Annotated in this window: 9 protein-coding genes; 6 read left to right on the top strand and 3 right to left on the bottom strand. The window is 73.8% G+C overall.

The window, feature by feature from the left end; all coding sequences use genetic code 11:
- Positions 1-176: 176 nt before the first annotated feature.
- Complete coding sequence (locus ACH4TG_RS31575; RefSeq protein WP_398246022.1) at positions 177-3,365, top strand: lectin; 3,189 nt, start codon at positions 177-179, stop codon at positions 3,363-3,365.
- A gap of 113 nt (positions 3,366-3,478) precedes the next feature.
- Here ACH4TG_RS31575 and ACH4TG_RS31570 read toward each other — a convergent pair whose 3' ends face one another.
- Positions 3,479-4,462 (bottom strand): zinc-binding dehydrogenase, encoded by a 984-nt coding sequence (locus tag ACH4TG_RS31570; protein ID WP_398246021.1) that lies wholly within the window; start codon positions 4,460-4,462, stop codon positions 3,479-3,481.
- Positions 4,463-4,623: 161 nt separating this feature from the next.
- Between ACH4TG_RS31570 and ACH4TG_RS31565 the strand changes: the two genes are divergently transcribed.
- The 4 genes from ACH4TG_RS31565 to ACH4TG_RS31550 all read left to right on the top strand — a co-directional run bounded on the left by ACH4TG_RS31565 (position 4,624) and on the right by ACH4TG_RS31550 (position 10,479).
- On the top strand, positions 4,624-5,247 hold the full coding sequence (locus ACH4TG_RS31565; protein ID WP_398246020.1) for a TetR/AcrR family transcriptional regulator: 624 nt from the start codon (positions 4,624-4,626) through the stop codon (positions 5,245-5,247).
- Between the two features lie 331 nt (positions 5,248-5,578).
- Positions 5,579-7,468, top strand: a complete 1,890-nt coding sequence (locus tag ACH4TG_RS31560) for a protein kinase (protein WP_398246019.1) — start codon at positions 5,579-5,581, stop codon at positions 7,466-7,468.
- 516 nt (positions 7,469-7,984) lie between these two features.
- On the top strand, positions 7,985-9,067 hold the full coding sequence (locus ACH4TG_RS31555) for an LLM class flavin-dependent oxidoreductase (RefSeq protein ID WP_398246018.1): 1,083 nt from the start codon (positions 7,985-7,987) through the stop codon (positions 9,065-9,067).
- A 92-nt stretch (positions 9,068-9,159) separates the two neighbouring features.
- Positions 9,160-10,479: a phospholipase D-like domain-containing protein gene (locus ACH4TG_RS31550; RefSeq protein WP_398246017.1), complete on the top strand. Its 1,320-nt coding sequence runs from the start codon at positions 9,160-9,162 to the stop codon at positions 10,477-10,479.
- An 18-nt stretch (positions 10,480-10,497) separates the two neighbouring features.
- Here the strand turns inward: ACH4TG_RS31550 and ACH4TG_RS31545 are convergent, their stop codons facing one another.
- Entirely contained in the window at positions 10,498-11,772 is a 1,275-nt protein-coding gene (locus ACH4TG_RS31545) for an amidohydrolase family protein (RefSeq protein WP_398246016.1), read from the bottom strand.
- Positions 11,773-11,917: 145 nt separating this feature from the next.
- Between ACH4TG_RS31545 and ACH4TG_RS31540 the strand changes: the two genes are divergently transcribed.
- Positions 11,918-12,412 carry a GNAT family N-acetyltransferase gene (locus ACH4TG_RS31540; protein ID WP_398246015.1) on the top strand — a complete coding sequence of 165 codons (495 nt, stop codon included), beginning with the start codon at positions 11,918-11,920 and terminating at the stop codon, positions 12,410-12,412.
- A 7-nt stretch (positions 12,413-12,419) separates the two neighbouring features.
- Here the strand turns inward: ACH4TG_RS31540 and ACH4TG_RS31535 are convergent, their stop codons facing one another.
- Positions 12,420-13,364, bottom strand: a complete 945-nt coding sequence (locus tag ACH4TG_RS31535) for an alpha/beta hydrolase family protein (RefSeq protein ID WP_398246014.1) — start codon at positions 13,362-13,364, stop codon at positions 12,420-12,422.
- Between the last annotated feature and the right edge of the window lie 208 nt (positions 13,365-13,572).

The raw sequence follows: 13,572 nt of genomic DNA, 5'->3' as shown, positions 1-13,572 counted from the left end.
CAGCCGCTCCACCGGCCGCTTCTGCCGTTCCGGCCATGCCCCTTGTCCTGCCGCACATCGCACAGCACGTGACCCCGTGGGGTCCGGCACGAACCGACAACGTTGTCAGACGGTCATGCCGTCCGTCGGCCGGCGCCGGCCCCACCCCCCACGGACACACGAGGAGAAGGTTCGCGATGACAAGACCCGCATCGCTGCGCCGGCCGGGCACGGTCGGCGCGCTGATGACCGCGGCGGCGCTGGCCGTCGCCGGGCTGTGCGCTCCCGCGCACGCCGCAAGCCGCGCGGCCCTGGTGACCGATCCGGCAAGCCTGGTCAACCCGTTCATCGGCACGTCGAACCAGGCGGACGACTTCCCCGGGGCGGACGTGCCGTTCGGCATGGTCCAGTGGAGCCCGGACACGCCCTCCCGCCCCGACGGCGGCGGCTACGAGTACAACGACTCCAGCATCACCGGCTTCAGCCTCAGCCACATCGCCGGGCCCGGCTGCGGCGCCGGCGGTGACGTGCCGGTGCTGCCGACGGTCGGCAGCACCAGCGCCTCGGCGACCGCGGCGTTCTCGCACGCCAACGAGTCGGCGTCGGCGGGCTCGTACAAGGTCACGTTCAACAACGGGATCGGCACCGAGCTGACCACCACGACCCGCAGCGGCATGGCGCGCTTCACCTTCCCGTCCACCAGCCAGGCCGATCTGGTCTTCAAGCTGGCGGGCAGCCAGAACGGCGCCAGCGCGACGCAGTTCACCAAGGTGTCCAGCACGGAGGTGAGCGGCCAGATCACCAGCGGGCACTTCTGCGGCGCGGGGAACACCTACACGCTGTACTTCGACATGGTCTTCGACCGGCCGTTCACCTCGCAGGGGACGGCGGCGGCGACTCCCGCGGCGACCTCCGGCGGCGGTACCGGCGCGCAGGCCGGGAGGGCCGGGAAGAACGCGGCGGAGAAGCCCAACAAGCCGGTGCTGCACGGCACGATGCCGAAGGCCGCGCCGGCGGCGAGGAGCAGTGCGGGCGGCGCCGCACCGGCCGCCGCCGCGTCCAGCGGCTACGTCACGTTCGACACCACGTCCAACCCGGTCGTCCAGGCCAAGGTCGGCGTGTCCTACGTGTCGGCGGCGAACGCGGTCGCCAACCGGACGGCGGAGAACGGCGGCTGGGACTTCAACGGCACACGGGACGCCGCGCACGCCAGCTGGAACACGCTGCTGGGCAGGATGCAGGTGGGCGGCGGGACCGCCGCGCAGCAGACGATGTTCTACACCGCGCTGTACCACTCGCTGCTGCACCCGAACGTGATCAGCGACACCAACGGCCAGTACCCCGGCTTCGACGGGGCGGTGCACAGCGTCGACTCCGGTCACCACGCCGTCTACGCCAACTACTCCGGCTGGGACATCTACCGCTCCCAGGCGCAGTTGGAGGCGCTGGTCGCACCCGACATCGCCTCGGACACCGCGCAGTCGATGGTCGACTCGTACCGGCAGACCGGTCTGTTCCCCAAGTGGTCGGAGAACAACGGCGAGTCGTATGTGATGGTGGGCGATCCGGCCGCGCCGATCATCGCCGACTACTACGCGTTCGGCGCCACCGGCTTCGACAGCGCGACCGCGCTGGCCGGCCTGGTCGCGCAGGCGTCGAAGGCCAACAACGACCGGCCGGGCCTGAACTACCTGGGCGCGCCCGGCTATCTGCCGCACGACGGCTCGTATGGCTGCTGCAACTTCTACGGGCCCGCGGCCACCACGCTGGAGTACGCCACGGCGGACTTCGCGGTGTCCGCGCTGGCCAAGGCGCTGGGCGACGACGCGAACCACACCGCGTACCTCGACCGCGCCCAGGACTGGCGCAACGTCGTCAACCCCGCGTCGGGCCTGCTGCAGTCGCGCAACGCCGACGGCACCTGGGCCGGCGGCTTCGACCCGACCAGCGGGAACGACATGGTCGAGGGCGACTCGTTCATCTACACCGGCATGGTGCCGTTCGACCTGGCCGGCCTGGCGCAGGCCAAGGGCGGCAGCACGGCGATGAACCACTACCTCGACACGGTGCTGCGCAGCTTCACCGGCGACAAGGGCTACGCGTGGGTCGGCAACGAGCCGAGCATCGAACTGCCGTGGGAGTACGACTACACCGGCGCGCCGTACAAGACCCAGGCGACGGTGCGGGCGGTCCAGGACCAGATCTGGCGCAACGCGCCGGACGGCCTGGCCGACGGCAACGACGACCTGGGCGCGATGAGCGCCTGGTACGTGTGGTCGGCGCTGGGGATGTTCCCCGAGACGCCCGGCACCTCCGACCTGGCCCTGGGGTCGCCGGTGTTCACCCAGGCCGTGGTCACCCTCCCGTCCGGGAAGACGCTCACCGTCGACGGCAGCGGCGCCGCGGACAACGCCCCGTACGTGCAGTCGGCGACGTGGAACGGCGCTGCCTGGAACAACGCCTACGCGCCGGCCGGTTCGCTCACCGCGGGCGGCACGCTGAGCTTCTCGCTGGGCACCAGCGCCAACACCTCCTGGGCGTCGGGCTCTTCCGCCGCCCCGCCGTCGTACGGCGGTGACACGGTCGCCCCGCCGGCGCCGCGCACCGGCCCGGTCACCTCGGGCGTCTCGGCGAGCCTGTGCGTGGACGACGCGGACTCCTCGACGAGCGACGGCAGCCACGTCCAGCTCTACGGCTGCGACGGGACGGCCGCGCAGGACTGGACGATCGCCGCCGACGGCACGGTGCGCACGCTGGGGAAGTGCCTGGACGCGGCCGACTCGGGCACCTCCAACGGCACGCTCGTCCAGCTGTGGACGTGCAACGGCACCGGCGCCCAGCAGTGGCAGCCGGGCGCCAACGGCTCGCTGGTCAACCCCCAGTCCTCGCTGTGCCTGGACGACCCGAACGCGGCCACGGCCGAGCGGACCCAGCTCCAGCTGTACACCTGCAACGGCAGCGCCGCGCAGAACTGGACGCTGCCGGCCGCGGCGACGCGTTCGGGCGCGGTCGTGGCCGGCGTGTCGTCGTCGCTGTGCCTGGACGACGCCTCGAACGCGACCACGGACGGCAACCCGGTGCAGATCTGGGGCTGCAACACCAGCGACGCGCAGAAGTGGACGGTGTCGCCGGACGGGACCCTGCGCGCCGTCGGCAAGTGCCTGGACGCGGCCAAGTCCGGTACCTCCAACGGCACGCTCATCCAGCTGTGGACGTGCAACGGCACCGGCGCCCAGCAGTGGCAGGCCACGTCCTCAGGCCAACTCGTCAACCGGCACGCGGGGTTGTGCCTGGACGACCCCAACTCCTCGACGGCGGCCGGCACGCAGCTCCAGCTGTACACGTGCAACGGCAGTGCCGCCCAGAAGTGGACGCTGCCGTCCTGACCGGCCGGGTGACGGCCTCCTGGGCCGTCCGCGGATGACCGCCGCCCCTCCCCACCGCGCGCCGGGGAGGGGCGGCGGTGTGCGGGCGGCGGTGTGCGGGCGGGCGGCGCGGCTCAGTGCCGTGCCGTGGTGAGCTGCACGGCGCCGATGCTGCTGCGGTCCTCCAGGGCGGCGTGCGCCGCCGCGGCCCGTTCGAGGGGGAAGGTGGCGTGGATGCGCGGCACCAACTCGCCTGCGGCGGCGGCCCGGAGGGCCTCGGCGGCGTCGGCGTGCTGCTCCTCGGCGGGCTTGGCGAAGGCGATGCCGAGGGCGCCCACGACGCTGATGCCGCGACGCCCGATCCGGTGCGCGTCCAGCTCGACCCAGGTCCCCGAGGTGAACCCGTAGAGGGCGAACCTGCCGCCCCCGTCTGCGGTGGCCGCCAGGGCGCCGGCGCCGACGGGTCCGCCGACCGCGTCCAGCGTCACGTCCGTGCCGCGGCCGCCGGTGGCCTGCCGCACCTGCCCGGCCCAGCCCGGGGCGGTGTGGTCCACCACCACGTCCGCGCCGAACTCCCGGGCCGCGGCGGCCTTCCGCGCGCCGCCGACGGCCGCGACGACGAGCCCGGCCCCCGCGGTCCTGGCACGCTGCACGAGCAGCGAGCCGATGCGCCCGGCCGCCGCGGTGACCAGCACCGTCTCCCCGCGCCGCAGCCCGATCGCCGACAGCAGGCCGACGGCCACGGCGCCGGACTGGAACACGGCGACGGCGCGGTCCAGCGGCAGGCCGGCCGGCACCTCGTGGACGGCGCCGGCCGCGGCGACCGCGCGTTCCGCGTAGCCGCCGGTCATGCCCGTGGTGGCGGCGACCACCCGCCGGCCGACGAGGTCCGGATCCACGCCGGCGCCGACGGCCGCGACGGTGCCGCCCGCCTCGAGGCCGGGCACGTACGGCAGCGGGAAGGGGTAGCGGCCGGTCCGGACGATGACGTCGCCGTAGCCGACCCCGGCACGTTCGACGTCGATCAGCACCTCGCCCGCGTCGGGTCGGGGGTCCGGGACCTCTTCGGTCCGCAGCACGTCGGGTGCTCCGAACGCGGTGACGCGTACGGCTCTCATGACACGGGCTCCTCACCGGCGGATCGGTTGACACCGTTGTGCGAACGGGACACCGTGTCCCGGACGGGGCGATCCGTTCGCCGTCCAGCCTCGCCGGGTGCCGTGCGGCGGGACAAGCAACAGAGCGCCCGCGGTGTCCCGTTCGAGACAGGGAGCGCGAAGTGTCCCAGCCGGTGGAGAACCTGCGGGTCCGGCGGACGCGCAGGCTGCTGCGCGACGCACTCGTCGACCTCACCGAGGAGCGCGGCTTCGCAACTCTCACGGTGGGCGAGATCACCGAGCGGGCGATGGTCAGCCGGTCCGCCTTCTACCGCACCTACCGCGACAAGTTCGAGCTGGCCGGGCAGATCTTCGACGAGGCGATGGCCGAACTGCTGGGCACGGTCGCGGGCGGCGAGGACGGCCGGCCGCCGGCCGAGCGGTGGGTGGCGTTCTTCGAGCACGTCGACGCCTACCACCGCTTCTACGGGGTGCTGCTGGGCCGCCGGGGCGGGGACTGGTTCGCGGCGAGGATGCGGGCGTCGCTGACGGACATGGTCACGGAGCACCTGCCGACGCCCGGTCCGGGGCGGCCGGGTGGCACGGCCGGTCCCGCAGCGGCGGCCGCACGGGACGGTCTCGCCGCGACCGTGCTGGGGGCGATGTTCACCGAGTCCATCACCTGGTGGCTGGAGCAGGGCCGGCCCTGCCCGCCGCGGGAGATCGCCGGGCAGTCGGCGCAACTGGCGGGCGCGGTCATCGCGGTGGCCAACGGCTGGGCCGGGCCCGCGCGTCCCGGGCGCTGATCGCCGCGGGCGGTCCGGTCGGTGGCGGCGCGCTCCGTCGCCCATCGTGACGTTCACCAGCATCAGCGCCGGCCCGCAGACGATCAGCACGACCCTTCTCGACGGCACGGGAGCTCACCCCGTCAAGTGGCGGACGGACACGGTGTCCCGGGCATCGCGCCACCTTCACGGGACCCCTCCCGGGGCCACACGGAACCTCCTCCAGGGCCGCCGAACGGCGCCGCGACCGGTAATCTCGTCCCGCTCGGCAGAACCGCACCAGCCGCACCATGCGTCCTGACCTCCGTCAGGTGCCTCATCCACGCCTCAGCCCGCGGGAGTTCACCCCACGATGACCAGCTCGGCCGACGACGTCGAAGGTGGCGGCATCCGGCCGCTGACGGCCACCGATCCCGCCCGGGTCGGTCCCTACCAGTTGCTCGGCCGGCTCGGTGCGGGCGGTATGGGACGGGTGTACCTGGCCAGGACCGAGGGCGGGCGCACGGTCGCCGTGAAGGTCGTGCACGAGGAGCTGGTGTCGGACACGCAGTTCCGCGAGCGGTTCCGGCGGGAGATCAGCGCGGCCAGGAAGGTGGGCGAGCGCTACACCGCGCCCGTCCTGGACGCCGGGCCCGACGACGTCCGCCCCTGGGTCGCGACCGGGTACGTCCCCGGGCTGTCCCTGGAGCAGGTGGTGCGCGAGCACGGGCCGCTGCCCACCGCGACGGTGCGGGCGCTCGCCGGCTTCCTGCTGCGGGCGCTGGCCGACATCCACGCCACGGGGATCGTGCACCGCGACCTCAAGCCGTCGAACGTGATGCTGACCGCCGAGGGCGCGAAGGTCATCGACTTCGGCATCGCGCGCGCCCTGGAGCCCTCGGTCGAGTCGCTGCTCACCAGCACCGGCATGGTGATCGGCTCGCCCGGCTTCATGTCGCCCGAGCAGGTCCTGGGCGGTGACCTCGGGCCGGGCAGCGACGTGTTCGCGGTCGGCTGCGTGCTGACCTACGCGGCCACCGGCAAGCTGGCCTTCGGGCACGGCGCGACGAACCAGCACGCCATCAACTACCGCACGGTCGAAGGCGATCCGGACCTCGACGGGATCGCCGATCCGGAGCTGCGCGGCCTGGTCGCCCGCTGCCTCGCCAAGGACCTCGACGAACGCCCCGCCGTGGCGGACCTGCTGGCCGACGCCGCGGTCGCGCCCGCCCCGGACAGCGGCACGGCCTGGCTTCCCGCGGACCTCCTCGACCGGCTCGCCCGGCACACCGCCCGCCTGCTGGACGTCGACGCCACCCCGCTCCGGGAGGAGCCGGCCGACCGGAACACCGTCGGCCTGCTGCCCCCGCCCGGACGCGGGACGGGCACCGGAGTGCTGCCGGAGTCGGCGCAGAGCCAGGGGCTGCAGCAGGTGGGCGCGGAGGCCCCGGTGGGGGGTGGGAAGAGCGGGACCGGCGAGGGCGGGCGCAAACGCCGCAACTGGATCGTCGCGCTTCCCGTGGTCGCCGTGCTGACGGTCGGCGGCGGCACGGCGTACATGCTCAGCCCGTGGCACGGCAGCGGGCACGACTCCGGGGCTCAGGCCGGCGGTTCCGTCTCGCAGGGCAGCAGTTCGGCCCCCGGCTCCGGCGGCACCCCGTCCGGCACGCCGACCCCCTCGACGAGCGCGACACCGAGCGCGACGCCGACCACGACGGCCGCCGGGAAGAAGAAGCCGACGGCCAGCCCGCCCGGCGGCGGCACCGGCGGCTCGGGCACGTCAGGGGGCGGTACGGCCGGCGGATCGGGCAGCGGATCGGGCGGCGGCACCTCGGGAGGGACCTCCGGCGGCGGGTCGGGCGGCTCCAAGGGCTCGTCCACGTCCGGCGGCGGCTCCGCGCCCACCCGCACCTCGGCCCCGTCGAGCGCGGTCCCGTCCTACTTCGTCGGCACCTGGAAGTTCGACGGCGCGTCCGGCAACCAGCCGGGCACCATCGTCATCTCGCGCGGCCCGGTCGGCGGCACCGTCGTCCGCTACACCACCGAGCTGTACATGAGCCACTGCGAGAACGTCGCCCGCCTCGACTCCGTCGGCAACGGCGGCAGCAGCATCAACGTGACGTCCGCCGCGGTGGACACCGCGCGCTCCTCGGGGGTGCTCTGCCAGACGATGAAGGCCGCGGAGCTGTACGTCGGCAGCCAGGGCGGCATCTACCACCTGGACGACCCGTCGGAGGGCCAGGGCTACCACTACGTCCGGTGAGGACTTAATTCACCGGGTTGCATTGTTGACCCGCGAAGAACCGCGCTCGGACAATCGGTCCATGGCCGACCGGACGCGCAGCACGCACACCACGCCGCCACCGGCGCACCGCTGTCCGTGCCACTCCGCGGAGTTCCGGTGTCGCCGCGCCCTTCGCCGCCCCTGTCGCCCCACGGCGCACGCGGTCTGAGCGGCTGAGCGGCTGACCGGACTGGACGGCTGACCGGCCGGTCGGGCTTCGGCCCGCGGCGGGTTCGGCCTGACGGCCCTTCAACCGCCGCCGCCTGCCTGACGCCAGAGCGGGCGCGGTTCGCCCCGGTCCCGCATGTCCCCTGCGTATCCCGGGACTTCACCGCTCCGCGAGCCGCTGCCGCGGATCCGCCGTCCCTCTCCCGGGCGGCGATTCCGCCGTCGTCACGCCACCACTTGGTCGCGCCGCCACTTGGTCGCGTCACCGCTCCGTCACGCCATCACTCCGTCACGCCGCCACCTCACCACGCCCTGATCGGACACGCCATGAGCCTGACCTTCCTCTGGTACATCCCCAACACCGTCGAGCCCGGTCACCGCGGTGACGACACGACCAGCGGCTGGGGGTCGCTGGAGTACTCCACCGAGCTGGCGCTCGCCGCCGAACGGCACGGCTGGGGCGGGGCCCTGCTGGGCACGGGCTGGGGGCGTCCGGACACCTTCGCCCTGGCGACCGCGCTCGCCGCCAGGACCACCACGTTCCGGCCGCTGATCGCGATCCGGCCCGGCTACTGGCAGCCGGCGCACTTCGCCGGCGCCGCCGCGACCCTCGACCAGCTCAGCCGCGGCCGGGTCCTGGTCAACATCGTCAGCGGCCTCGACAACCTCGCCGCGTACGGCGACACCACCCTCGATCCGGCGAAGCGCTACGACCGCACCCGCGAATTCCTGCACCTCGTACGCCGGTTGTGGACCGAGGAGGACGTGACGTTCCACGGCGAGCACTTCCGGGTGACCGGCTCGACGGTGGCGCCGCGCCCCTACCCGACGGGCGAACGCGCCCATCCGACGCTGTACTTCGGCGGCGCGTCCGAGGCCGCCGAGCGGGTCTCCGCGGCCGAGGCGGACGTCCAGCTGTTCTGGGGCGAGCCGTTGGACGGGCTGGCCGAACGCATCGACCGGCTCCGCACGTTGAGCGGCCGGCTCGACCGCCGGCACAAGCCGCTGGAGTTCGGGCTGCGGATCACCACCGTGGTCCGGGACACCACCGAGGAGGCGTGGCACGCCGCGGAGGCGAAGGTCGCGCAAATGGCCGGGCGCGACGTCGAACGCTCCTGGACCGGCAACCGCAGGACGGCCGTCGGGCAGCAGCGGCTGCTCGACCTGGCCGCCCGTGGCGACGTGCTCGACACCTGCCTGTACACCGCGCCCGGCCGGTTCGGCGGCGGCGGTGCCGGCACGACCTGGCTGGTCGGTTCCCCGGACGACGTCGCGGCGGCGCTGGACGCCTACCGCCGGCTCGGCATCACGCACTTCGTGCTGTCCGACACCCCCTACCGGCAGGAGATCGCCCGGATCGGCGACCGGCTCCTGCCGAAGCCGGCCCTGGCGGGCACCCGCATTGGCTAGTGTCAGGGCCATCTCAACCGAGGGCCGCGCGCCCCGGTCGGGATGGCTCCGCCGTCATGCACCCCGCCCGGCTCCGCCCCCCTGGGAGAGACATGCGTCGCGCGCTCCGCCGCCTCCTCGTCGCGGTCACCGCCGCACTGACGACCACCTGCGTCCTGCTGCCCGCTTCCCCGGCGCAGGCCGCGGCACCGGCCACCGGCGCCGTCTTCAACGACCCGACCGCCGCCGGCTCCAGGAGCGCGATCCAGGACCGCGTCGTCAGTCTGATCGACGGCGCTCCCGCCGGATCGCTGGTGCGGATGGCGATGTTCTACGCCGACGACCCGACGATCCCGAACGCGCTGGTCGCGGCCAGGAGCCGCGGGGTGAACGTGCAGGTGGTGTTCGACAGCAAGGAGACGGCGCTCGCGCCGTACCAGACCCTGGTGTCGGCGCTGGGCACCACGCTCACCGCCTCGTCGTGGGTGCTGGCCTGCCCGGCCGGCCGCGGCTGCGTCGGCACCCGGGCGCTCGGCACCGTCGACGCGATCAACCACAACAAGTTCTTCCTGTTCTCCAGCACCGGGGGCGCCGCCGACGTGGTGGTGCAGTCCTCGGCGAACCTGCACACCGGCCGGGACGGGCTCGGGGGCTGGAACAACGCGCTGGTGCTGGTCGGCAACACCGCCGTCTACGACGCGTACAGCGGCTACTTCGGCGACCTCGAGGCCCGGGTGGCGAACAACGACTACTACAACACCGGCCGGACGCCGGTGGCGTCGGGCAACGCCAAGATCCACTTCTATCCGCGGCACGAGTCGTCCTCGGCGACCAGCCCCTACAACGACCCCACCGCGGACACCGTCGAGACGGTGCTGGACCACGTCGCGTGCAAGGGCAACAGCGTGGTCGGCACCCAGGACGGCACCCACCGCACCATCATCCGGGTGGCGATGGACATCTTCAGCCGGTCCTACCTGGCGCAGAAGCTCGTCGACCTGGACGCCCAGGGCTGCTACGTCGAGGTCGCCGAGACCTACGACTCGGCCGACTCCAGCCAGCAGACGGTGATGAACACCCTGCTGAAGGCCACCAGCAGCGCCTACAACGGCGTCGCGGTCTGGTACTACTGCGCGAACAACGCGGCGGGCGGCTCGCAGAACGACCACACCGACATCTGGATCCACTCCAAGTACCTTCAGGTGGAGGGCGACTACTACGGCGTTCCGGACCGCTCGGTCACCTGGACCGGCAGCGCCAACTTCAGCACCAACTCGCTGCGGCAGAGCGACGAGACGATCCTGCAGTACGAGGACACCAGCCCGGCCGCGGCCGGCTCGGTGTTCGCCGCCTACCGCTCCAACTTCACCGCCATCCGTACCTCGCCGACCATCTACCCGGTCGCCAACGGCGGCAAGGCCAGCTGCAGTTGACGACCGGCGCCGCGGTGGTCAGCCGAGGGTGTTCTTGTGGATCCGGCCGCCCTTGACGATCAGCGAGAGGTTCCGGTCGGGGTCGGCGAGGAGCGTGATGTCGCGGGTCGGGTCGCCGTCGACGACCAGGACGTCGGCCCAGGCGCCGGGCCTGACCACGCCCAGCGGCGCCTGCCGGTAGGGGTCGCGCTCGCCGGCGAGCCGGAAGAGTTCGGCGTTGCCGGAGGTGGCGATCCGCAGCGTCTCGGCGGCGCTGAAGCCGAACCGGGTGGTGAGCCGGGTGAGCATCTCGCCCTGCTTGTGGGCCTCGGCGGGGTTGAGCAGCATGTCGGTGCCGACGGCGAGCTTCACGCCGTGGGCGCGGGCCCAGCCCAGCGTGTCGGCGACGCCCGCGCAGACCCGGCGATTCTTCATGTTCGAGTCGGCCGACGCGTAGACGTGGTCGCTCTCGATCAGGGGCTGGGTGCTCAGCCAGACGTCCTTCTCGGCGAGCAGGGCGACGGACTCCTCGTCGGCGAGCAGCCCGTGCTCGATGGACCGCACGCCGGCGGCCACCGCCCGGTGGATGCCCCGCGGGGTGAAGACGTGCACGGACACATAGGTGCCCCAGTCCGCCGCAGCCTCGACCGCGGCCCGCAGCTCGTCCGGGGTGAACTGCAGCGTGTCCAGCGGGTCGTGGGCGGAGGTGACACCGCCGCCGGCCATCACCTTGATCTGGGTGGCGCCCTTCTTGAGCTGCTCGCGCACGGCGGTCAGCACGCGGTCCCGGCCGTCGACGACGCGCATGAAGCCGACCGCCTCGGCGCGCGAGGGCGCGCCACCGAAGAGGGTGGCCGCCTGGTAGACCTCGGAGAAGTCGCCGTGCCCGCTGGTCTGGGAGATCGCGGCCTGGCTGGGGTAGATCCGCGGGCCGGGGAACAGCCCGGCGTCGATCGCCTGCCGCAGCGGGGTGGTGTCGCCGCCCATGTCCCGCACGGTGGTGAAGCCGCGCATCAGCATGCGCCGCGCCTCGGCCAGCGCCTGGTAGTAGACCAGTCCGGTGGGCGCCAGCATCAGCTGCTCCATCGTGGCACCGGCGGCGAACAGGTGGACGTGCGCGTCGGTGAGCCCCGGCATGAGCACCCGCCCGCCGCCGTCGACGACGATCGCGTCCGGGGCGGCCGGCTCGCCCTCCGCGGCGATCAGGCCGTCCTTCAGGTACACCGACCGCGCCTCGCCGACCCGGTCGCCCACGCCGTCGAAGACCCGCACGTTCTCGATCAGCACCGGGGGCGGGACCGCTGAGGGGCTCATGGCTCGGTTGTAGCCGAGGTCGTCCCGGTCGGCAGCGCGGCTGCGCCGTCCGGCGGACACCCCTCGCCCCGGTCCCGCCCGCGGGCACCGGGCCCGCACGGACCGGCCGGGTAGGCTCGGGCCCGGAGGACGGGGGGTGGTGCGCATGAGCGTCCGCGCGGCGACCGCGGCGGACGGCGACGCGGTGTTCCGGCTGCTGTGCGGCTTCGTCACGAGCTACCGGCCGGACCGCGCGGTCTTCGACACGGTGACGTACCCCCGGGTGCTCCGGGACGCCGCCGACGGCCGCGCCGAACTCCTGGTCGCCGAGGTGGACGGCCGGGTGGCCGGGTACGCGCTCGCCGCCCGCATGCCGACGCTCTTCGCGGGCGGCACCGTCCTGGAGTTGCTGGAGCTGTGCGTGGACGCCCCGCTGCGCGGCCACGGGACCGGCTCCGCGCTGGTCCGCGCCGTGCAGGCCGGGGCCGCGCACGCGGGGGACGCCGAGGTGACGGTGCCGACGCGGCGCGCGGCCGCCTTCTACGTCGGCCTGGGCTTCCAGGAGACGGCCGCCTATCTCAAGTGGCCGGCCGCGCCGCCGGATCCGCCCGCCGCGCCCGAGCGGTCCGGCGCCCCCGCGCCGCACCGGCGGCGGGGCTGACCGGGCGTCACTCGCCCTCGACCCTGCCCACCGGCTCGGCGGCCTTGGCCAGCGCGGCGCGGGCCGCGGCCCAGGCCGGGTCGCCCGGGTGGAAGGCGTGGCGGAGGTAGGCCGTGCTGAGCTGCTGGATCAGGGCGACCCGTGCGGGGCTCTCGTCCGTCGTCTCGGTGACGCCGTACCCGGTGATGCCGCCCAGCGAGTGCTCGCCGCCGAAGAGCGTGAGCAGGCTCTTCGGGCCGGGGCTCAGGTAGTAGGGGTCGGTGAACCAGTCGGGGCCGCGCACCGACAGCGCCGACTGGTCGTGGTCGCCGGCGACCACCAGGGCCGGTGTGGTCATCCCCGCGAAGTCCGGGCTCATGAACGGGAAGTGCTCGGCCGCGAACGGCGACAGGTCGGCGCCGCCGCGGCCGGTGGTGGCCAGCAGGACGCCCGCGGTGACCCGCGGATCGGTCAGGTCCTCGCCGGGTTCGCCGGCGGCGTCCAGCACCCGCGCGCCGAGCAGCATGCTCGCCGTCTGGCCGCCCCACGAGTGTCCCGCGACGGCGATCCGGCCGCGGTCGACGCGCCCGCCGAGTCCGGGAACGGCCGCCTCCAGGGCGTCGAGCCCGTCCAGGACCCGTATCAGGTCCTCGACGCGGATCCGCCAGATCCGCGGGGTGCGGGGGTCGTCGGGGGCCAGGCCCAGCGTGCGCGAGTCGAGGTGGGTGGGCTGGACGACGACGAAGCCGTGCGCGGCCCAGAAGTCGGCGAGCGGGGCGTAGCCGTCCAGCGACGAGCCGAAGCCGTGCGAGAAGACGACGACGGGCAGGTCGCGCCCGGTCGCGGGGGCGGACACGCGCACGTGCAGATCCGTGCCGCGGCCCGGCGCAGGCAGCACGACCGGCTGCACCGAGACGACGGGGGCGGGTGCGCCGAGCAGCTGGTCCGCGCTCGGCAGGGGTGAGGCATTCATGGGGCAACGTCCTTCACAGGAGGGTCAGGCAGGGCAAGGGCGCCGGCGCGTACCGCCGAGCACCTCGGCGGGCGTGCCGTACGACGCCCGCGGCGCCCGCGGGACGCACGCGCGACGGCGTGCGTGGCCGCGGGCCGTCCGCTCTGGCATCATGGGCACAAACGGAACGGCGTCCCGATTAACAATACGGAACGCTGTCCCGTTTAGC

This window comes from Streptomyces sp. NPDC020917, from assembly GCF_044333795.1.
In the GTDB taxonomy this organism is placed as follows: domain Bacteria; phylum Actinomycetota; class Actinomycetes; order Streptomycetales; family Streptomycetaceae; genus Actinacidiphila.
The sequence above is the reverse complement of the archived record's forward strand: the minus strand, read 5'-3'. Positions and strand labels throughout refer to the sequence as shown.

What these genes read in the sequence shown, in the direction of transcription:
- ACH4TG_RS31575 (WP_398246022.1), top strand. Translation starts at nt 177, where the DNA reads ATGACAAGACCCGCATCGCTGCGCCGGCCGGGCACGGTCGGCGCGCTG.
- ACH4TG_RS31570 (WP_398246021.1), bottom strand. Translation starts at nt 4,462, where the DNA reads ATGAGAGCCGTACGCGTCACCGCGTTCGGAGCACCCGACGTGCTGCGG.
- ACH4TG_RS31540 (WP_398246015.1), top strand. Translation starts at nt 11,918, where the DNA reads ATGAGCGTCCGCGCGGCGACCGCGGCGGACGGCGACGCGGTGTTCCGG.
- ACH4TG_RS31535 (WP_398246014.1), bottom strand. Translation starts at nt 13,364, where the DNA reads ATGAATGCCTCACCCCTGCCGAGCGCGGACCAGCTGCTCGGCGCACCC.
- ACH4TG_RS31545 (WP_398246016.1), bottom strand. Translation starts at nt 11,772, where the DNA reads ATGAGCCCCTCAGCGGTCCCGCCCCCGGTGCTGATCGAGAACGTGCGG.
- ACH4TG_RS31550 (WP_398246017.1), top strand. Translation starts at nt 9,160, where the DNA reads ATGCGTCGCGCGCTCCGCCGCCTCCTCGTCGCGGTCACCGCCGCACTG.
- ACH4TG_RS31555 (WP_398246018.1), top strand. Translation starts at nt 7,985, where the DNA reads ATGAGCCTGACCTTCCTCTGGTACATCCCCAACACCGTCGAGCCCGGT.
- ACH4TG_RS31560 (WP_398246019.1), top strand. Translation starts at nt 5,579, where the DNA reads ATGACCAGCTCGGCCGACGACGTCGAAGGTGGCGGCATCCGGCCGCTG.